The 17,935-nt window shown below is 47.5% G+C and carries 17 protein-coding genes; 8 read left to right on the top strand and 9 right to left on the bottom strand.

Annotation, left to right across the window (positions count from 1 at the left end; genetic code table 11):
• Window position 1 precedes the first annotated feature (1 nt).
• Both TSUB_RS07035 and TSUB_RS07030 read right to left on the bottom strand, forming a co-directional pair.
• Window positions 2-928, bottom strand: coding sequence for a hypothetical protein (locus TSUB_RS07035; protein WP_087017062.1), 927 nt, complete (start codon window positions 926-928; stop codon window positions 2-4).
• A 160-nt stretch (window positions 929-1,088) separates the two neighbouring features.
• On the bottom strand, window positions 1,089-1,766 hold the full coding sequence (locus tag TSUB_RS07030; RefSeq protein WP_087017064.1) for an ArsR/SmtB family transcription factor: 678 nt from the start codon (window positions 1,764-1,766) through the stop codon (window positions 1,089-1,091).
• Between the two features lie 66 nt (window positions 1,767-1,832).
• Between TSUB_RS07030 and TSUB_RS07025 the strand changes: the two genes are divergently transcribed.
• From TSUB_RS07025 to fghA, 3 genes are all read left to right on the top strand, one after another.
• Entirely contained in the window at window positions 1,833-2,315 is a 483-nt protein-coding gene (locus tag TSUB_RS07025) for a DUF2938 domain-containing protein (RefSeq protein ID WP_087017066.1), read from the top strand.
• Window positions 2,316-2,727: 412 nt separating this feature from the next.
• Window positions 2,728-3,858 (top strand): S-(hydroxymethyl)glutathione dehydrogenase/class III alcohol dehydrogenase, encoded by a 1,131-nt coding sequence (locus TSUB_RS07020; protein WP_087017068.1) that lies wholly within the window; start codon window positions 2,728-2,730, stop codon window positions 3,856-3,858.
• 143 nt (window positions 3,859-4,001) lie between these two features.
• Window positions 4,002-4,841 carry an S-formylglutathione hydrolase gene (gene fghA, locus TSUB_RS07015; protein WP_087017070.1) on the top strand — a complete coding sequence of 280 codons (840 nt, stop codon included), beginning with the start codon at window positions 4,002-4,004 and terminating at the stop codon, window positions 4,839-4,841.
• Between the two features lie 19 nt (window positions 4,842-4,860).
• On the opposite strand, the gene TSUB_RS07010 is transcribed toward fghA, so the two are convergent.
• The 4 genes from TSUB_RS07010 to TSUB_RS06995 all read right to left on the bottom strand — a co-directional run bounded on the left by TSUB_RS07010 (window position 4,861) and on the right by TSUB_RS06995 (window position 9,556).
• Window positions 4,861-5,472: an HAD family hydrolase gene (locus TSUB_RS07010; protein ID WP_087017072.1), complete on the bottom strand. Its 612-nt coding sequence runs from the start codon at window positions 5,470-5,472 to the stop codon at window positions 4,861-4,863.
• Between the two features lie 101 nt (window positions 5,473-5,573).
• Window positions 5,574-7,625, bottom strand: coding sequence for an EAL domain-containing protein (locus tag TSUB_RS07005; RefSeq protein WP_087017074.1), 2,052 nt, complete (start codon window positions 7,623-7,625; stop codon window positions 5,574-5,576).
• A 208-nt stretch (window positions 7,626-7,833) separates the two neighbouring features.
• Window positions 7,834-8,577 carry a hypothetical protein gene (locus TSUB_RS07000; protein ID WP_087017076.1) on the bottom strand — a complete coding sequence of 248 codons (744 nt, stop codon included), beginning with the start codon at window positions 8,575-8,577 and terminating at the stop codon, window positions 7,834-7,836.
• A 58-nt stretch (window positions 8,578-8,635) separates the two neighbouring features.
• Window positions 8,636-9,556: an SdiA-regulated/phytase-like domain-containing protein gene (locus TSUB_RS06995; protein ID WP_159064788.1), complete on the bottom strand. Its 921-nt coding sequence runs from the start codon at window positions 9,554-9,556 to the stop codon at window positions 8,636-8,638.
• Window positions 9,557-9,710: 154 nt separating this feature from the next.
• On the opposite strand from TSUB_RS06995, the gene TSUB_RS06990 reads away from it, so the two are divergent.
• The 5 genes from TSUB_RS06990 (at window position 9,711) to TSUB_RS06970 (ending at window position 16,046) form a co-directional block, all read left to right on the top strand.
• Window positions 9,711-11,525: an extracellular solute-binding protein gene (locus TSUB_RS06990; RefSeq protein WP_087017079.1), complete on the top strand. Its 1,815-nt coding sequence runs from the start codon at window positions 9,711-9,713 to the stop codon at window positions 11,523-11,525.
• On the top strand, window positions 11,525-12,613 hold the full coding sequence (locus tag TSUB_RS06985) for a microcin C ABC transporter permease YejB (protein WP_087017081.1): 1,089 nt from the start codon (window positions 11,525-11,527) through the stop codon (window positions 12,611-12,613). Before TSUB_RS06990 ends, TSUB_RS06985 begins: the two co-directional genes overlap by 1 nt.
• A 9-nt stretch (window positions 12,614-12,622) precedes the next feature.
• Window positions 12,623-13,639, top strand: a complete 1,017-nt coding sequence (locus tag TSUB_RS06980; RefSeq protein ID WP_087017083.1) for an ABC transporter permease — start codon at window positions 12,623-12,625, stop codon at window positions 13,637-13,639.
• A 9-nt stretch (window positions 13,640-13,648) separates the two neighbouring features.
• A complete protein-coding gene (locus tag TSUB_RS06975; protein WP_087017085.1) occupies window positions 13,649-15,235 on the top strand; it encodes an ABC transporter ATP-binding protein in 1,587 nt (528 codons plus the stop codon).
• Between the two features lie 175 nt (window positions 15,236-15,410).
• Window positions 15,411-16,046: a DedA family protein gene (locus tag TSUB_RS06970; RefSeq protein WP_087017087.1), complete on the top strand. Its 636-nt coding sequence runs from the start codon at window positions 15,411-15,413 to the stop codon at window positions 16,044-16,046.
• Window positions 16,047-16,111: 65 nt separating this feature from the next.
• On the opposite strand, the gene queE is transcribed toward TSUB_RS06970, so the two are convergent.
• The 3 genes from queE to TSUB_RS06955 all read right to left on the bottom strand — a co-directional run bounded on the left by queE (window position 16,112) and on the right by TSUB_RS06955 (window position 17,793).
• Window positions 16,112-16,810 (bottom strand): 7-carboxy-7-deazaguanine synthase QueE, encoded by a 699-nt coding sequence (gene queE, locus TSUB_RS06965; protein ID WP_087017089.1) that lies wholly within the window; start codon window positions 16,808-16,810, stop codon window positions 16,112-16,114.
• The gene (queD, locus tag TSUB_RS06960) at window positions 16,807-17,163 is read right to left on the bottom strand and encodes a 6-carboxytetrahydropterin synthase QueD (RefSeq protein ID WP_087017091.1); all 357 of its coding nucleotides are present in this window, start codon (window positions 17,161-17,163) and stop codon (window positions 16,807-16,809) included. The genes queE and queD overlap by 4 nt, the downstream gene beginning before the upstream one ends.
• A gap of 420 nt (window positions 17,164-17,583) precedes the next feature.
• Window positions 17,584-17,793 (bottom strand): hypothetical protein, encoded by a 210-nt coding sequence (locus tag TSUB_RS06955; RefSeq protein WP_087017094.1) that lies wholly within the window; start codon window positions 17,791-17,793, stop codon window positions 17,584-17,586.
• Window positions 17,794-17,935: the final 142 nt, after the last annotated feature.

The raw sequence follows: 17,935 nt of genomic DNA, 5'->3' as shown, positions 1-17,935 counted from the left end.
ACTATACAATATCAGTTTGCTTATACTTGTTTTCACTATCAGCGATGATTTTTAGCTGAGCCACTTCAAGCTCTCTTTCCGCAGTTTCCGCTCGAACACTTGCGCGTGCCAGTGCTTGATTGGACGAGTTTAGCGTTGCTTCTAAGGCCGAAAGTTGGGACTGCAATCCCTCAATCACGGCTTCTTTTTCTTCAAGTCGCGCCTCTAACTTCGTCACTTGAATGCTACCCAACTTCTGATACTCGTTTTGCAACGCAGTAATCTGCTGATTGTGCTTCTCTGAATGCTCTTTGCGATCAGCGCGGTGGCGCATGTCTTGGCTCTCCAAATGTGACTGCAAGCTATCTAGCTTTTTCTGTCTATCCGCGAGACTCTCAACAAAGTGATTACACTGCTCTTCCATCTCCGCAATACGCTCACGCTCTTCAACTAACTGAAAACTCAGAGAGTCGGCACGTTTCGTCGCTTCAATTCGCTGCGAATCAATACGCTCAACATTTTCTTTTAAATCCGCTATCACACCCAAGTGATTTCGGATTACTTCCTCAAGCTCACCACGAACACGCGCAAACTCTGCTTCCCGCAAAGCAATTTGTTCTTGCACTTCACTATCGAGTACACCTTTTATTTGTTGAAGTGCGGATTTCATAATGCCTGTTATAGCATCAGGTTTGGCGAGCGTGGCTTCTTGTTGACGCTCAGCTTCCCCTTCTTGCGCTCGACGTTTCGCAAGTTCGTCATTACGACAAGATTCAAGGGCTGCGCGAGCGACAATCACGTCACCGCCTAACACTTGTACAAGATCTTCTTCAGAGATCATTTCAAGGGGACGTTCCTCTCTCATCCAAGCTTGGATTTGTTCAACATAATCCGCCTGAGTAAGCTCTTTCTTATTTGCACGCCCTTTTAACGACAACGGTATTTTCATCGCCCAGTCCTAGCCTAAAATTAACACGCTATCCCCGAAGGGGACGCACGACAATCCCAACCCCAAGGAATTGCGACAGACTTGGCGTTACCAACCAAGTTATCAATGTTTTGCATCGCGAAATATCGAACCCATCATTGTTACCTGTTGCACATACCCGTTAACGTTCGTCACACCGATTAATCGGTAGCCCAGCCTCCTCCCAGCGTAAATAGCCACTTTGCAAGCGCGATACAACATAGCCATCATTGTGAAGCAATTTAGCGGCTTGCTCTGAAAGTCGGCAATAAGGTCCATGGCAATAGGTCACAACCTCTACATCATCAGGCAACTCTGCAAGGCGTTGTGATAGCTCTTCCAAAGGAACATTCATTGCATTCGGCAGGTGTCCCAACCTGTACAAGGTGTTTTCCCGTACATCGAGCAGAATAATCTTTTTTTCTCTTAACTTAGATTCAAGATCACTGCGAGAAATAGCCTTCACTTCTGGCCGATGCTCAAACGCGGCGTCCGACAAAATCTGCAAGCTGTCATCATGGTAAGCACCAAGAGCACATGCTGCGCGAATCAGCTGCGCAATAGGGCCTTCTCCTACCGCATAGACAACATTTTTTCCTTCTCGATGGCTACAAACTAAACGAGCACGCTTTAAGTGCTGAAGGTGCTGAGAGGCATTCGCGATAGTCAATCCTGAGAGCTCGGCAAGTTGTTCAACCGAACGAGGCTGTTCAACAATCATCGACAACAACCCCAAGCGATGGGCGTGTCCAAGTGGCTTTAGTAACTCAGCAAGCGCGGCAAAGCCCGTCAATACCTCTTCACTTTTCATGGTTGACATCAAAGTTACACCCCGTCATCATTCAATTAATCAATTGAATGATAGATTAAATATTAAGGAGATGCGATGAGTTTACTTATTGATGTCATTGTTCTTGGTGTTATCGCGACATTCGTTATGGATAGCTGGGCATGGATTCAGTTAAAACTATTTAACATTCCTTCGTTGAGCTATCCCATGGTTGGGCGCTGGCTGGGGCACCTACCGCAAGGACGCCTCATTCACAACACCATCGCAGACGCTAAGCCGATTCAGGGCGAATCAATCATCGGTTGGACTGCACACTACCTCATTGGTGTTCTCTTTGCCGGACTCTATGCTTGCTGGCTAACCCCTGCTGGGCTGGCCGCTGCCTCTTTTTCTCATGCATTAGGATTTGGTATCGTCACGGTTATTGCACCGTACTTTCTTTTGCAACCTTGTCTCGGTGTTGGCTTAATGGCTCGACGCACGCCAAGACCCAACATCATGCGTTTACGCAGCTTGGTCGCTCACGCTAGTTTCGGGTGTGGCTTATACATTGGCGCAAAGATCCTCGCCCTGTATTAACCTATTAAGCGCTACCTAGCGGCACACCATTGTCGCACCCGCCAGACTCAGGCTTAGATATCAGACATCGATTTACTTTCATGCGCTAAACCCTTGAACATCTACCTATACTCTATACTCAAGCAACCTCAACATGCTTGTTCAGTGAGAAGTGTTAGACATGGCATAAAACGACTGTTTTATACGACCTAGCAAGCCCCTCTAGAAACCGTAAAGAGCGGCAGCGCGTATAGAAAACGCGTTTGACGGGAAAGGCTAAGTCCCCACCATTTCTGCTAGAGACACGTTTGAAAGGGGATCGCCACTCTGCTGCCTTTCGCTCAATGTGCTAGCCCGCATTTGAACTCGGCATCATGAGGTCGCTTGTCTCCATCTCTCTTTTTTAGATGATCGCTGGGTTTAAGGACAGATTATGAGTGAGCAATTTATAAAATCTAAAGCAGCTGTCGCATGGGAAGCAGGCAAACCGCTCTCTATTGAAACAATCGACGTCATGTTACCCAAAGCAGGGGAAGTTTTGGTGCGCATTCTTGCTACGGGGGTTTGCCACACCGATGCGTTTACCCTATCAGGTGACGATCCTGAAGGTGTTTTTCCAGCCGTACTCGGCCATGAAGGTGGCGGCATTGTTGTTCAAGTCGGAGAAGGCGTCACCAGTGTGGCAGTTGGAGACCATGTTATCCCCCTTTACACCCCAGAATGTGGCGAATGTAAGTTTTGTCTATCCGGCAAAACCAATTTATGTCAAAAGATAAGAGAGACACAAGGCAAAGGTTTAATGCCTGATGGCACCACGCGTTTCTACAAAGATGGCCAGCCGATTTATCACTACATGGGCACTTCGACTTTCTCCGAATTTACAGTATTACCTGAAATCTCGTTAGCAAAGATCAACCCAGAAGCCCCCCTCGATGAAGTCTGTCTGCTCGGATGTGGCGTAACAACGGGTATGGGAGCGGTACTCAAAACAGCCAAAGTACAACCTGGTGATTCTGTCGCCATTTTCGGCCTCGGTGGTATTGGCCTATCGGCAATTATTGGTGCAAAGAAAGCAGGGGCAAGTACCATACTGGGTATTGACATTAACACCGATAAATTTGCGCTCGCAGAACAGCTTGGGGCAACACAGTGCATTAATCCCAAAGACCATGACAAGCCCATCCAAGACGTCATTGTTGATATGACCGATGGCGGGGTCGACTTTTCCTTTGAATGCATTGGTAATGTCGATGTGATGCGCTCAGCCTTAGAGTGCTGTCACAAAGGCTGGGGCGAGTCTGTGATTATCGGTGTGGCCGGTGCAGGCCAAGAAATATCAACACGCCCCTTCCAATTAGTGACTGGCCGCGTTTGGCGAGGCTCTGCGTTTGGCGGCGTCAAAGGACGCTCTGAGTTACCTAGTATTGTCGAAGACTACCTTGCGGGCGAGATCCCACTGCAAGCCTTCATCACTCACACCTTGCCATTAGAAGAGATAAATCGCGCTTTTGACCTCATGCATGAAGGCAAAAGTATCAGATCTGTCATAAAGTACGATATATAAACTAAACTCAAGCCACCTTGATTACTGCATTTTGATGTCGTCGACAAGAGCGTCAAAGCAGTACCTCGATAGCAGACCTAGACATTCTTGCTGAGCTAGCATCTTGAGGGGGCTTAAGTATCAACATGTGATTAGAGGTTTTCATGGAGCTCCTTTCTGTACAGCGTTGCCATAGCGGCGAGCAACACCGTTATCAGCATCAATCAGATACGCTTAACTGTGCGATGACCTTCTCCATTTATTTGCCTCAATGTGCAAGTATGGACCACCCAGTACCCACCCTTTACTGGCTCTCTGGTTTGACTTGCAGCGATGAAAACTTTTCAACCAAAGCCGGTGTGCAGCGTGCCGCCAACGAACTCGGTATAGCGCTTGTGATCCCGGACACCAGCCCCCGCGGTGACGATGTCCCTGACAACGAAGCTTATGACCTTGGCCAAGGTGCGGGCTTCTATATCAATGCGATTCAACAACCTTGGGTACACAACTACCAGATGTACGATTACATCGCCGTTGAGCTGCCACATTTGATTGAGTCGCACTTTCCCGTAAACCATCTTCGTAGCATTGCCGGTCATTCAATGGGCGGCCACGGGGCATTGATCATTGGGCTTCATAATCCCCATCGTTACTGCTCTATCTCCGCCTTTAGCCCGATTTGCAATCCAAGTAAAACACCATGGGGACAAAAAGCTTTTCGCCATTACTTGGGCGACGATACCTCGCTATGGGAGGAGTTTGACGCCTGTTGTTTAATCAGTAACGCCAACGCACAAACCCCAATACTGGTTGATCAAGGCGATAAAGATGAGTTCCTCGACACCGAGCTGCACCCTGAGCGTTTAGTCCAAGCTGGTAAACAATACCCTTCTCTCACCGTGCGAACCCAGCATGGCTACGATCACAGCTACTACTTTATCGCCAGCTTCATTGAAGAGCACCTGCACTTTCATGCGAAGTATTTAGATGTGACAGAGAAGTAGTCACAAGGCTATACACTGCTTATGACACCGCTTCACCCGCTTTAATAAAGCGGCTAATCTCGCCATGCTCAACCAAATAGCAGTCCATGCCCGCGGCTTGTGCGGCGCGCACACCAAGTAAGGTGTCTTCAAACACCACACACTTTGCTGGCGCTACTCCCATGTTGTCCGCTGCTTGCAAAAAGGTATCGGGAGCAGGTTTATGGTTCTCAACGTCGTTTGCAGTGACGATGGCATCAAAATGGTCAATCACGCCATTGCTGCTCAGTAGTTCATCGGCATGAATGCGGCGACTCCCTGTACCGATGGCGACCTTCTTTTTACCCAATACAGACAGTAGCACTTGATGGGTACTTGCTATCAAGCTGCCCTTTTGCTCGATGGCCTCATAATGACCGTATTTGGTTTGCACTAGCGTTTCTTCACTCGCCTCAATCGGGTATTTTGCTTTTAACATCACGGCGGTTTTGGTGGTGGGTTGTCCACCTAGTTGATAAAACCACTCGGGTTCAAAAGGAAAATCAAAGGCGGCGGCGGTTTGCTGCCATGCGGCTAAATGTGAGGGCATGGAATCAATTAGGGTGCCGTCCATATCGAAAATCACGGCTTGGTAAGGCGAAAGATCAAGCATAAACAACTCAAACAATGAAAAAGCTCACGCTACCACAGCATCACAACAGAAAAAAGAGAACCGATGGGTTCCAAACGCCCCCGTATTTTAGTGACCGCGTGTTAACTCAGGTGCCTCGCCTCAGGCGGCTGATTATAGGTTTGAACAAATTCGACAAAATGTTCGGGCGAGAGCGATTTTGCGTAGTACCATCCTTGCACAGAAATCGTTGACTCCAACGGGACAAAGTGGAGCTGCTCTGACTCTTCAACCCCCTCCACCACAACATTTAAGGCCAGTGCTTTTGCCACACTGAGCAAGCTATTAAAGACTTTTTGGCCTCGCTCATTCTCTAGGGCGAGAACAAAACTGCGATCAATTTTAATCGCATCGATATCGTAACGATTGAGATAACTCAACGAAGAAAACCCGGTGCCAAAATCATCAATAAAGACCTTAATCCCTGCATTATGAAGCAATGTAAATGCCTGCTTAATGATCACCTCATCGATAAGTAATGACTCTTCGGTAATCTCTACATGCACGAGATGTGCGGCGGGTTTAACAATGTTGACGATGCGATTCACCGTCTTCAACGAGGCCAAGGTTTCTGCGGTAATATTAACACTGATAGGGATATCAACGCCCTGCCCTTGCCACTTTAATGCCTGTGCCGTCACCGTCTTCACCGCCCATAGATCGATCTCTTTCATCATGCCCGCTTTCTCTAACCAAGGCAGGAACTCACCGGGATACTTGACGGTACCTGAACTGTCTATGGCACGAATAAGCGCCTCACTGCCCACCACGTGTTGTGAATGCCGCGCAACTTGCGGCTGATACTCCATCGTGAACTCGTAGGCACTAATACGCTTTAAGTAGCTATCCATCCGCTCTGTGGCCAGCGTCGCCGATTTTGCTTCACTGATAGGGTCTTCTGCCAGCGTCTCCGCTTCTTCCAGACGGCGAGAGAATGTCGTATCAAGCGATGAAAAGTAGATCGAACGACTGATCCGTAATTGATCCAATTTCAGCACAAACGGCAGATAAATCACCATCCCCACAAAGACATTCACTAACTGTAAAGCCACTGCCCCCCAGTCACCACGCGTGGCAATCCAAGCGTTCAATAACACTGGGCTATTAAATGGTGCGGAAACTGAAGGACTGTCTACGAGGCCCATTTGAATCGCTGATAAGCCGACAATGACATTAGCAATGGGTGCCAAGAAAAAGGGAATAAACAACCTTGGATTAAAAATGATCGGCAAGCCAAACAGCAGCAGTTCATTCACGTTGATTAACGCAATGGGGATACTGGCAATGGCAATCACCCGCATAATATCGGTGCGGCTAAATAATAGTATCGCCAGAATCAGTGACATCGTCGCGCCACTGCCGCCTATAAAAACAAATGCGCCCATAAAGGAGAGGTTCATCGGGTAGACCCCCTCCCCACCAGCGATGACTGTTGCGTAATTTAGCGTTACCGCTTCTTCTAGCCCACTCACCAGCGGTAGCAAGGCGTAGTATCCATGGATGCCAACAAACCAAAACAGCGAATTCAACGCAGCAAACACGACGCCAAAAAGGGTTGGCTCATTAGCATAATCGAGATAAATCGGTAGAGAGACATCAAGTAGCGCGACGGCATCATTCAAGAACAGGTTCACCGCAACAATGAAAGCACCGACAATGACCGATGGCATGACGAGATTAAGCGAGTCCCGCACATTGTTACCTGCCGCTGCTTGATCGGTGATTTTCAGCCACTTGATGCGATGTAATCGGGCGATGAGCGGAATAGCATAGAGAGGGGTAACGATAGAGATTAGCAAATAGAATATTAATAGCGCTTGGTCATCTCTAATCAGCGACTTAACTATCACCAAATAGATAATGCACAACAAGGCCAATGGCGGGCGCGGCAATTTCCATTGCATCGCGACCATGTAAGCGATCGATGCCGTTAACAACAGCGGCAACGCCTCATTAATCGCCGCATGTAAACTATAAAGTGCTTGGGTGAAGGGAGTCGCGCCACCTTGGAAAAACTCCAAGATACTGGCAAGAAACAACACTACCGACGACACCATAAGGCAAGGTACCATCCATAGCAGGCCTTCTCGCACCGCCCTGAGTGATGTACCTAGAATACCTTGTTCACCGACCATCAAATACCAACCACCTTAATGAGACGCGATAATTACAATCCACATTTCAGTTTAGTCAGTATTAAGTGATTTACCCGATTTTATAGATAAATTAATCACTAAAGTCGATCAACAAGCGTGTGTTTGACGTGCCGTTCAGAGGGGCGTTGGGCTTTCCATGCCACAGCCTGTAACCAGTAACAAAAAACGGGCGCTCAGCCCGTTTGAATTAGCGAATACGCATATCGCGCTCGTATTGATAAGGGTCAACCGAGTAACTGACTCGATTATTGGTTTGAAAGTCATTAATAAAAGGCATCAAGTCAACGACCAAGCCCAAATGAATACGGTCTTTTTCCATCTCTGCCGCACCTTGGCAATTTAATAGACTGTCCACTAGCAAGCCATTTCTCAACCAACGGCACTGATATTGACCTAAATTGCCATCATCAAACTTTTGTTTTTGCATGTTATTGACGTCAGCGCTGGCAAACAGGGATTCTGATACATTCGGCGCCGTACTGTTCTTCACCACAATCTCATCAATGGTGGCAGAAGCAGGCCAGCGTTTCTCGTAAAGACGCCCAGTGCGCGTCCAACCATATTCTTGGGCATGCTCAGTGCTTCTTAAATTGGTTTTAAAATACTGTTGGTTAAAGCTGTCGTAACCAAAAGCGATGTCGGTAAAACCATGATTGGAGCTTGCACGTCGGCCGTGTTTGAAGTATTCAAACCGTTCCTCTCCACCACTATTTTGATAGGCATATGCCGGGCCACATTCATAATGGCGCGTGAAGCTAAAACGGGAGTCATAACCGTTTTCAGTCGTGAAACCAAAACCTTGTTGATAAACGTCTACTCGTAACCCCGTACTCGGGTCCGTGGTACGTGAGCAACTGCTCCCGTTGGTAATTTCAATCTCACAACCAGACAGCAAGACCATCAACACTGGTATGAACAGTAAAAAGCGCATATCGCCCCCATTTGGGTTTAACAATTTCAAACTCGCGACTATTCTACCGATTTCTGTGTCAAGGTTTGTCAACCAATTGCACAATATTGTTTCTATTCTCAACAGGCTGATTGAGTTGGAAACGCATCAACTTCGCAGGCTGGCGTTTTCGTTGCTCTTGAGCGACAAGAATATCGCCATTCTCCAGCACACAAACGCCTTCAATTTGTCCAGACGGTAGAGAAAATGTCGCTTCGACTTGATAGGCCTCAGAAACAATCGCCAGTTTTGCATTCAGCTCGCCAATCAAACTGGGATGATATCCCACTAAAACAAAACGTTGCCTGACTGCGTCCCAATCAGCACCTGTCACTAGCCAGTGTAAGCCGTCAATCTGTGCCAAAGGGGCAACCGCAGCGGAGGTTTGATCCGCTTCAAGGTGGTACACATGCGTGGTATAACTTTGCCAGCTTTTCGAAAACATGATGAGCCCTACATCGGGGTGATACGTCAACGCTTCCGCATCATAATCGTGCTGGTAAGGCTTCGCTGATTGAAAATCGGCATACTGATAGCTTTGTTTCTCGGGTTTGATTGTCTGTGTTTGCGTATCTCGATTGACTGCATACAGGTGAATGGTGTCAAACTTGCCTCGATTATTGCCGATATCACCAATAATGATCTCTTTGCCTCTCGCCGTCACCGCCTCCCAATCTCGATTTGGAGAAGCAATAGTAAATCGCTGCTCAATTTGACCACGCAAGTTTAACTGATAAAGGGTGGCACTGTTTCCTGAGTCATTGATCGCAAACAACGAGTCCTCTTCACACCACAGTCCGGATATCTCATTGAGTTCTCGAGATAACGTCACTTCACTGACTCGTTCCAATGAGAAATCACTGGCCGCGATGCTGCATGCCGATAGAAGCCCTGACCCGACAATTAGCAGAAGTTTACCCATTTGTTGGCTATATCGTCGAATCTCGGGTCGAATTGACATCTTTCCGCCTTTCTTTTGTGTCAACTTAACCAATTTAATCGCATCCATATTTTGAGACATTATCCGTATTACAATAACTTATTCGCAAAAACTGTCTGATTAGTCGTATATTTATATGAAACCATGACAATTTTTATTTAAACAAGGATAGCTGATGAAGCAGATCGTCTTCACTACTATTTTTATGGCTACCACGCTGAGTGCATACGCTGAAACTCGCGATACGTTACCTGAAAAGCCCGAAGTGACCGTCGTCTCTCATGCCCTTGCCATGCATGACGTTCCCAAATATGACGCCGATTTTCAACACTTTGCTTACGTCAATCCTGACGCACCTAAAGGCGGCACCTTGCGCTTGTCCGCTATCGGTACCTACGACAACTTCAACCGCTATGCATCACGAGGCCTTGCCGCCGAACGCAGCGGTGAGCTTTATGACACCTTGTACACCTCATCCGATGACGAGCTAGGCGTATACTACCCCCTGATCGCAACACAAGCCGAGTACAGTGAAAGCTGGAACTGGGTCGCTGTCGACCTCAATCCCAACGCGCGCTTCCATGATGGAGAGCCTATCACAGCCGAGGACTTCGCCTTCAGCTTTCAGAAATTTCTTGATGAAGGCGTCCCGCAGTTTCGACGCTACTACGCCGATGTCAGCGTCTATGTTGAACACCCTCATCGCCTTATTATTACCATTGCGCAACCTGATAAAGAAAAGTTATTCAGTATCTTGGCCTTACCCGTTTTGCCTGAACACTTCTGGCAGGACAAAGACTTTAGTGAACCCCTATCTGTCCCCCCAGTGGGCAGCAGTGCGTATTACATCAGTGACTACAAGACTGGCCAACAAATCACTTATAGCCTCAAAGAGGATTATTGGGGAGCAGATATCCCCGTTAACAAAGGTCGTTATAACTTCGAGAAGATCATCTATGACTATTATCGCGACAGCAATGTGTCGTTAGAGGCATTTAAAGCGGGTGAATATGACCTCCGCTCAGAAAGCTCGGCGAAAAATTGGGCCACGCTCTATACGGGACCGGCCTTTGATAACAATCAGATCATTAAAGATGTTATCCCGCACTCTATTCCACGGCCTATGAATGCCTTGGTCTTTAACACTGCGAGACCCCTTTTTTCTGATGCGAGGGTGCGAGAAGCTCTTGCCTATGCCTTCGACTTCGAATGGATGAACAAAGCCCTGTTTTACAATGCTTATTCCCGAACTCGAAGCTATTTCCAAAGCAGTCCTTATGAAGCCACTGACTTACCGAGTGAAGAAGAACTACACTACCTCACGCCATTGAAGGCACAGTTACCCGCCCGCGTCTTTACCGAGAGCTACCAGCCGCCTGTCTCCGAGGGGGATGGGCTTATTCGTCGCAATCTGTTGGTTGCGAAGAACTTGTTGGCTGATGCTGGTTGGATAGTCCGCAACCAAAAACTTGTTAATGCTGAGACGGGTGAAGCCTTTACCTTTGAGCTGATGATTTACACCCCAGACCAAGAACGCACTGCGCTTCCCTTTCAAGCGAATTTAAAACGCTTAGGCATTGATATGAACATTCGAATGGTTGATACCTCGCAGTTTACAAACCGGATGCGCAATCAAGACTACGACATGATTGATCGTGGTTTTAATTCCAATCAGTATCCCAGCGGGGGGCTAAAAATCACCTGGCACTCAGAGTTCATGGACTCATCCTATAACGCCGCGTCCGCCAATGAACCTGCCATCGATACGCTCACTGAACTTATTGCACAATCTCAAGGGGATGGAGAAGCACTTGCGGCATTAGGCCCAGCACTCGATCGCGTGTTGCAGTGGCACTTTTATGTCATTCCTAAATGGCACCTCAGCGCCTATTGGGTCGCCTATTGGGACAAGTTCGCTAAGCCTGAAACTCGCCCAGACTACAGCCTTGGTCTGGATACTTGGTGGTCGACAGACGCGGAGAAACGCTAATGGGTGCCTATATTATTCGTCGCCTCCTGTTGGTCATTCCGACCTTGTGGGCGATCATCACATTGAACTTCTTTATCATTCAAATCGCCCCCGGTGGACCCGTTGATCAAGCCATTGCACAGATGGAAGGCACTTCTGGCGGGTTTAGTGAACGCTTTACCGGTTCAACGGGCGAAGCAACGCAACAGTTAGAGAGTCGCAACGAAAACAGTGCGTACCGAGGTGCGAGAGGCTTAGATCCCGAAGTCATCGCAGAAATCGAGAAGCAATTTGGGTTTGATAAGCCCTTGCATGAACGCTATTTCAACATGCTTTGGGACTACTTGCGCTTTGACTTTGGCGATTCCTTGTTTAGAGGCAGTAGTGTGATAGAGCTGATCAAAGATCGTTTGCCCGTCTCTATCTCGTTAGGGCTGTGGACCACCTTAATTGTCTATCTCGTCTCTATCCCACTCGGTATACGCAAAGCCCTCATGCACAACAGTAAGTTTGATGTCTGGACCAGCGCTGCCGTGATTGTTGGCAATGCCATACCGGGCTTCTTGTTCGCTATTCTACTGATCATCGTTTTCTCTGGTGGCTCTTACTTGAGTTGGTTCCCATTACGCGGACTTGTCTCCGATGATTGGGAGACGCTATCGACTGGCGCGAAGATCCTCGACTATCTCTGGCATATGGTGCTGCCTGTTACTGCGATGGTTATTGGGGGGTTCGCATCCTTAACGCTGCTTACCAAAAACAGTTTCCTTGATGAAATACATAAACAATATGTGAGAACGGCCATCGCTAAAGGCCAGAGCGACAATCGCGTGTTGTACGGTCACGTATTTCGTAATGCCATGTTGATTATCATTGCTGGCTTTCCTGCCGCATTTATCGGGATATTTTTTACCGGTTCCATGTTGATAGAGGTGATCTTCTCACTCGATGGATTAGGGCTGCTTGGCTTTGAGTCTACGATACAACGAGATTACCCCGTCATATTTGCTAGCCTGTACATCTTCACCTTACTTGGCTTAATCCTCAGTATCATCAGTGATTTAACCTATACGCTGGTAGATCCGCGTATCGATTTCGAGCAACGTTAGGGAGCGGCAATGACACCATTACAACAAGAGAGATTAGCGCGCTTCAAAGCCAATCGACGTAGCGTTTGGTCACTTTGGATCTTCGCTATACTGTTTGCCCTAAGCTTGTTTGCCGAAATCCTCGCCAACGACAAGCCGATCATCGTGAGTTACGATGGCAATTGGTACTTCCCGATTTGGAACACATACGCAGAGACCACGTTTGGCGGAGAGTTTGAAACAGAAGCCGTCTATCGTGATCCCTATGTCGATGCCTTGATTGATGAAAAAGGCTGGTCAGTCTGGCCACCTATCCGCTACTCCTATCACACCATCAACTATGCTCTTCCCGGCCCTGCACCCTATAAACCGACATTCGATAATTGGCTCGGCACCGATGACAAAGGGCGTGATGTATTAGCCCGACTGATTTATGGCTTTAGGATATCGGTGCTGTTCGGGCTGACATTGAGTATTCTTTCCAGCATTATCGGTGTCACTATTGGCGCAATACAAGGTTACTACGGCGGAAAAATCGATCTTATTGGTCAGCGGTTTATTGAGGTCTGGAGCGGTATGCCACAACTCTTTATGCTGATTATCCTCGCCAGTGTGGTGCAGCCTAATTTCTGGTGGTTACTCTTCATCACCTTGCTCTTTAGTTGGATGGCACTGGTCGGTCTGGTCCGCGCTGAGTTTTTACGTGGACGCAATTTTGCCTATGTCACCGCCGCCCGCGCGCTGGGCGTCAACGACAATACCATCATGCGTCGTCACATTCTGCCTAATGCGTTAGTGGCAACCCTCACCTTCATGCCTTTCATATTGAGCGGCTCTATCACTACCCTCACCTCGCTCGACTTCCTTGGATTTGGATTGCCTGTCGGCTCTCCCTCCTTAGGTGAGTTACTTGCCCAAGGCAAGAACAACCTGCAAGCACCATGGCTGGGGATTTCCGCCTTTTTAGTTTTATCGCTCATGTTGAGTCTTTTAGTCTTTATTGGTGAAGGGGTACGTGATGCCCTCGACCCACGTCGCAGTTATTAAGGAATCGAGATGCCGCATTTACTGTCTATTTCAAACTTGCATGTCGGCTTTCAGAAAGGCGACCACCGCAACGACGTTGTTCACGGCGTGACACTGCATATTGATAAAGGCGAGACACTTGCCCTTGTAGGCGAAAGTGGCTCTGGGAAATCGGTAACAGCGATGTCGATTTTACAGTTACTCCCTCAACCTCAAACGCAGTACCCTCAGGGCCTAATACAGTTTGCGGGCAGAAACACGCTTGCCATGAAGCCCCGAGAGCTTCGCCATCTAAGAGGGAACAAAGTCGGTGTTATTTTTCAAGAACCTATGATGAGTTTAAATCCGCTGCATACCATTGAAAAACAACTGGCGGAAGTACTCGAAATCCACAAAGGATTGACGAAAAAAGATGCCTACCAAAAAGTCTATAGCTGGCTTAAAAAAGTGGAACTGCGTGAGCCAGAAAAGAAAATGAAGGCTTACCCGCATGAGTTATCTGGCGGTGAGCAGCAGCGTGTGATGATCGCAATGGCATTGATTAACGAACCAGAGCTACTCATCGCAGATGAACCTACAACCGCATTGGATGTCACGGTTCAAGACCAAATACTGACACTCATAAAGCAGCTACAGCACGAACTCGGGATGGCGATTCTGTTTATCACTCACGACTTTAATGTTGTCAGGCGCGTCGCAGACCGCATCGCCGTCATGGAACATGGGCGAATAGTGGAAACCGATACAACAGCGCAGATTTTTAATGCCCCCCAACATGACTACACAAAAACGCTACTCAGTGCGGAACCTGACGGACAGGCCGTCGGCACGCCCTCAGAAAATATTTTGCTTGCGGTGGACAACTTACGTGTCTGGTTCCCCATTCAAAAAGGGATATTCAAACGCACGGTTGACTATTTCAAAGCGGTCGATGGGGTAAGCCTCAACATTCACAAAGGGGAAACGGTCGGTATTGTTGGCGAGAGTGGAAGTGGTAAATCGACAACGGCGAATGCCATCTTGCGTTTACTAGATAGCCAAGGGGAAATGCACTTTGCTGGTCAGCGCATTGACAACTTAAACCATAAGGAGATGTTACCTTATCGCAGTAAGATTCAAGTCGTGTTCCAAGATCCCTACGGGAGCTTAAGCCCACGGATGTCTGTCGCGCAGATCATTGGGGAAGGGCTAACCATTCATACCCAACTCACTGCTGAGGCCATTGATGAACGTATTGTCGACGTGATGGCAGAAGTGGGGCTTGATCCAGAGAGTCGTCATCGCTATCCCAATGAATTTTCGGGCGGACAACGCCAACGCATTGCCATTGCCCGCGCCATCGTCCTGCAACCGGAGCTGTTGATTCTTGATGAACCTACCTCTTCGCTTGATCGTTCTGTCCAGTATCAAGTATTGGCCTTGCTAAAAACCCTCCAAGAAACCTATCAACTCAGCTATCTCTTTATCAGCCACGATCTCAAAGTGGTTAAATCCCTTTGTCACCGAGTGATTGTGATGAAAGATGGCAAAGTTGTTGAGGCCGGTGATGTAGAACGTGTGTTTGAAAAGGCGCAAACCGATTACACCCATACATTATTACGTACAGCATTCGCCTAATAGGAAATAATATTCAAGCGTCCGAGCAGGGAGACAGCCCCTGCTCAGCTTTTTCCACTCTGTGAAGCAATTGACACACTTTGCAATCCATCTTTGATAATCGCAATATCTTCCTCGTTTATCTCTCCACTGTAATTGCTATGTTAAAACTCTCATCCCCTACGAGATCTCAACAATGATGGAACTCTTCGCCGCCCTCTGGCACACCGACTATGAATTTTTAATCAACGCGAACCAAATTGGCTTACTCATTATCTGTTTAACCGGTGTTTTATTGCTCGAAAACGGTTTTGTCTTTCTTCCGCTACCTGGGGACAGCCTTGTCATTCTTGCAGGAGGATTGGTTGGATTGGGGATCATTGGGCCAGAAGTCTCCATGATTTACTTACCTTTAGCGGCAGGGCTGGGCGGTGTCTTTTCTTATGAACAAGGACGATGGCTATCAGGTACTCAGTTTATGCATCGTATCGAGCGGTCACTACCCAATGATGTGTTACCTCGCGCCAAAACGCTGTTTGAAAACCATGGTACTTTTGCGATGTTCATCGCGCGGTTCATTCCGTTTGTACGTGCGTTAGTGCCTATGCTCATGGGAGCATCAGAAGTCTCTAGACGTCGCTTTGCGATAGTCAGCTTTGTCAGTGCTTTTTTATGGTCTATGTGTCTCGGGATTGCTGGCGCATTCTTTGTTAGCACCAACCTGTTTGTTAATCACGCAGACTTGGTCACAAAACTCGCCATTTCAGTGCCCGTGCTCCTTTTCATCGGTGCCATTTCAGCAACAGGCTATCGTCTGGCAAAACAGCGTTAATAGACTCAAACCACAAAAAAGCCGGCATCTGCCGGCTTTCGTTTACTACGAACTTCAAGTACTCGCTAAACGCCCGTTTCATTACCCCAAAGATAAACATGAAGCTGAGGTAAAACACGGACATCGAACCAACGCTTCGCAATCACGCGGTCTACCAGCGCACGCATTTGCGCCGCCAGCTCTGCTTGATCTGGCTCTCCTTCAACCTGAGGGTTACACGCCTGCAGATACAGCGGCAGTTGCGGATAAAGCGCCTTCATTTCCTCCGCCCATTGAAAATCTGCTTCATCAGCGATAACAATTTTCATCGTTGTCTGCACGCTATCGCCTGCCATCATCAGTGCGGTATCAAAACGAATCGCATCAAAACGCATTTTTGATGACGGCGGCTTAGGGCTCAACGTGAGATTATCTAGCATTGAGAACCACTCAGCGGCGACGCTCCCTTGCGTCTCCATCGCAAAGCGGTATCCCTTCGCTTTCCCTAGCGCGATAAGCGGGGCGAGATTTTGCGTCGCTGGATTTCCACCCGATAACGTAACCAACATCGGCAAGCCACCACTGAGCTTTTCGACTTCAGCAAACACCTCTTCTGCCGACATATCATTCCACAAGTGGCGGTTCTTGCGATCAACAGCATGCAGGGTGTCGCACCAGCTGCAACGAAAATCACAGCCGCCTGTGCGGACGAATACGGTTGGCTCACCGATGGATGCCCCTTCACCTTGAATGGTCGGGCCGAAAATTTCTGAAATCGTAATCATGGACGATACTCCGCCCACGTTTTTGGCGTTTCTGAAACGGCGACTGCACTTATTTCAGGCCAACGCGACTTACACCATTCATAAAAATGTTTGGCCATACGTTCGGCCGTCGTATTGTCTTCGCCAAGTACGTCATTCAGATGGCGGTGATCAATTTGATCGTCGATATACGATTTGAATTCTGAGAGTTCGCGGTAATCACGGACAAACCCAGTATGGTTTAGCATCTCTGAAGCCAGCTCTACGATCACTTCATAATTGTGCCCATGCAATCGGGTACAAGGGTGATCAGCAGGTAGACCTTGAAGTTGATGAGACGCTGAAAATTGAAAAGACTTTTTGATGCGATACATAGTTGCATTGTTTCCTGTGAATCCGACAATGCAGCACGACACACGGACATCAGTCCGACACAAAAGCATTACAGCGATGTGGTGTTTTTTACCTGGTGCTACGACAGGGCTCCGAAAAGCGGGGCGTAGACTACCACAATGTAGCTACTCACACCAGATTTACCCTATGTTGCAACAGATAAACGTTACGAACATATGCTCAATCCACTTCACAATGCTGTTCTAGAGGCGGTTTAGAAGGCGATTAATGCCCTGAGCACATCAAAAAGAAAGGTATAGCGGGATTTAAAACGAATAAAGTAAGACATCAAAACCAGAATAGCCATATGCACTAAGCCTATATGCACCAAGATTATTTATCCTATCCCGTTCTCGGTATTCTAGCGTCAAAAAAGGCTGACATTCCGTCAGCCTTTTCGATCAAAGATTCATCAAATCTTCGAGGAGATTCTCTGCATCAATGTAGACGTAATCTCTCACTTTTTCTTCTAAGTTCAACGATATATTCGCTTTTCTAAAGCCAAAGTCACCGTTGTTTGGGATAAGGACTTCTGAGACATATCCTATCGCCATTTCTACATCAGAAAAACTGACTCTTTCTGACTGGCAATCAATTTCGCATTTAAACATAGACACCTAACCAATTATCAATAAGTTATTTTTTAATATGCTCTATTTATAGCCAGCAATGAGAATTAACGCAACTATGTTTTACTATTGATAGCAAACTCAGTAATTAGAAATACTCGACGCTGACCAAATATTATTCTGA

Source organism: Thaumasiovibrio subtropicus (genome assembly GCF_019703835.1).
Classification (GTDB): domain Bacteria; phylum Pseudomonadota; class Gammaproteobacteria; order Enterobacterales; family Vibrionaceae; genus Thaumasiovibrio; species Thaumasiovibrio subtropicus.
Note: the sequence above shows the minus strand (reverse complement) of the source record. Positions and strands in the feature narration are given on the sequence as shown.

Excerpts from the sequence above, each read along its gene's own strand:
- queE (WP_087017089.1), bottom strand. The coding sequence starts at position 16,810 with ATGATTACGATTTCAGAAATTTTCGGCCCGACCATTCAAGGTGAAGGG.
- TSUB_RS06995 (WP_159064788.1), bottom strand. The coding sequence starts at position 9,556 with ATGTCAATTCGACCCGAGATTCGACGATATAGCCAACAAATGGGTAAA.
- TSUB_RS07035 (WP_087017062.1), bottom strand. The coding sequence starts at position 928 with ATGAAAATACCGTTGTCGTTAAAAGGGCGTGCAAATAAGAAAGAGCTT.
- TSUB_RS06955 (WP_087017094.1), bottom strand. The coding sequence starts at position 17,793 with ATGTTTAAATGCGAAATTGATTGCCAGTCAGAAAGAGTCAGTTTTTCT.
- TSUB_RS06990 (WP_087017079.1), top strand. The coding sequence starts at position 9,711 with ATGAAGCAGATCGTCTTCACTACTATTTTTATGGCTACCACGCTGAGT.
- TSUB_RS06985 (WP_087017081.1), top strand. The coding sequence starts at position 11,525 with ATGGGTGCCTATATTATTCGTCGCCTCCTGTTGGTCATTCCGACCTTG.
- TSUB_RS07025 (WP_087017066.1), top strand. The coding sequence starts at position 1,833 with ATGAGTTTACTTATTGATGTCATTGTTCTTGGTGTTATCGCGACATTC.
- TSUB_RS07020 (WP_087017068.1), top strand. The coding sequence starts at position 2,728 with ATGAGTGAGCAATTTATAAAATCTAAAGCAGCTGTCGCATGGGAAGCA.
- TSUB_RS06980 (WP_087017083.1), top strand. The coding sequence starts at position 12,623 with ATGACACCATTACAACAAGAGAGATTAGCGCGCTTCAAAGCCAATCGA.
- fghA (WP_087017070.1), top strand. The coding sequence starts at position 4,002 with ATGGAGCTCCTTTCTGTACAGCGTTGCCATAGCGGCGAGCAACACCGT.
- TSUB_RS07010 (WP_087017072.1), bottom strand. The coding sequence starts at position 5,472 with ATGCTTGATCTTTCGCCTTACCAAGCCGTGATTTTCGATATGGACGGC.
- TSUB_RS06970 (WP_087017087.1), top strand. The coding sequence starts at position 15,411 with ATGATGGAACTCTTCGCCGCCCTCTGGCACACCGACTATGAATTTTTA.
- queD (WP_087017091.1), bottom strand. The coding sequence starts at position 17,163 with ATGTATCGCATCAAAAAGTCTTTTCAATTTTCAGCGTCTCATCAACTT.
- TSUB_RS07030 (WP_087017064.1), bottom strand. The coding sequence starts at position 1,766 with ATGTCAACCATGAAAAGTGAAGAGGTATTGACGGGCTTTGCCGCGCTT.
- TSUB_RS07005 (WP_087017074.1), bottom strand. The coding sequence starts at position 7,625 with ATGGTCGGTGAACAAGGTATTCTAGGTACATCACTCAGGGCGGTGCGA.
- TSUB_RS06975 (WP_087017085.1), top strand. The coding sequence starts at position 13,649 with ATGCCGCATTTACTGTCTATTTCAAACTTGCATGTCGGCTTTCAGAAA.
- TSUB_RS07000 (WP_087017076.1), bottom strand. The coding sequence starts at position 8,577 with ATGCGCTTTTTACTGTTCATACCAGTGTTGATGGTCTTGCTGTCTGGT.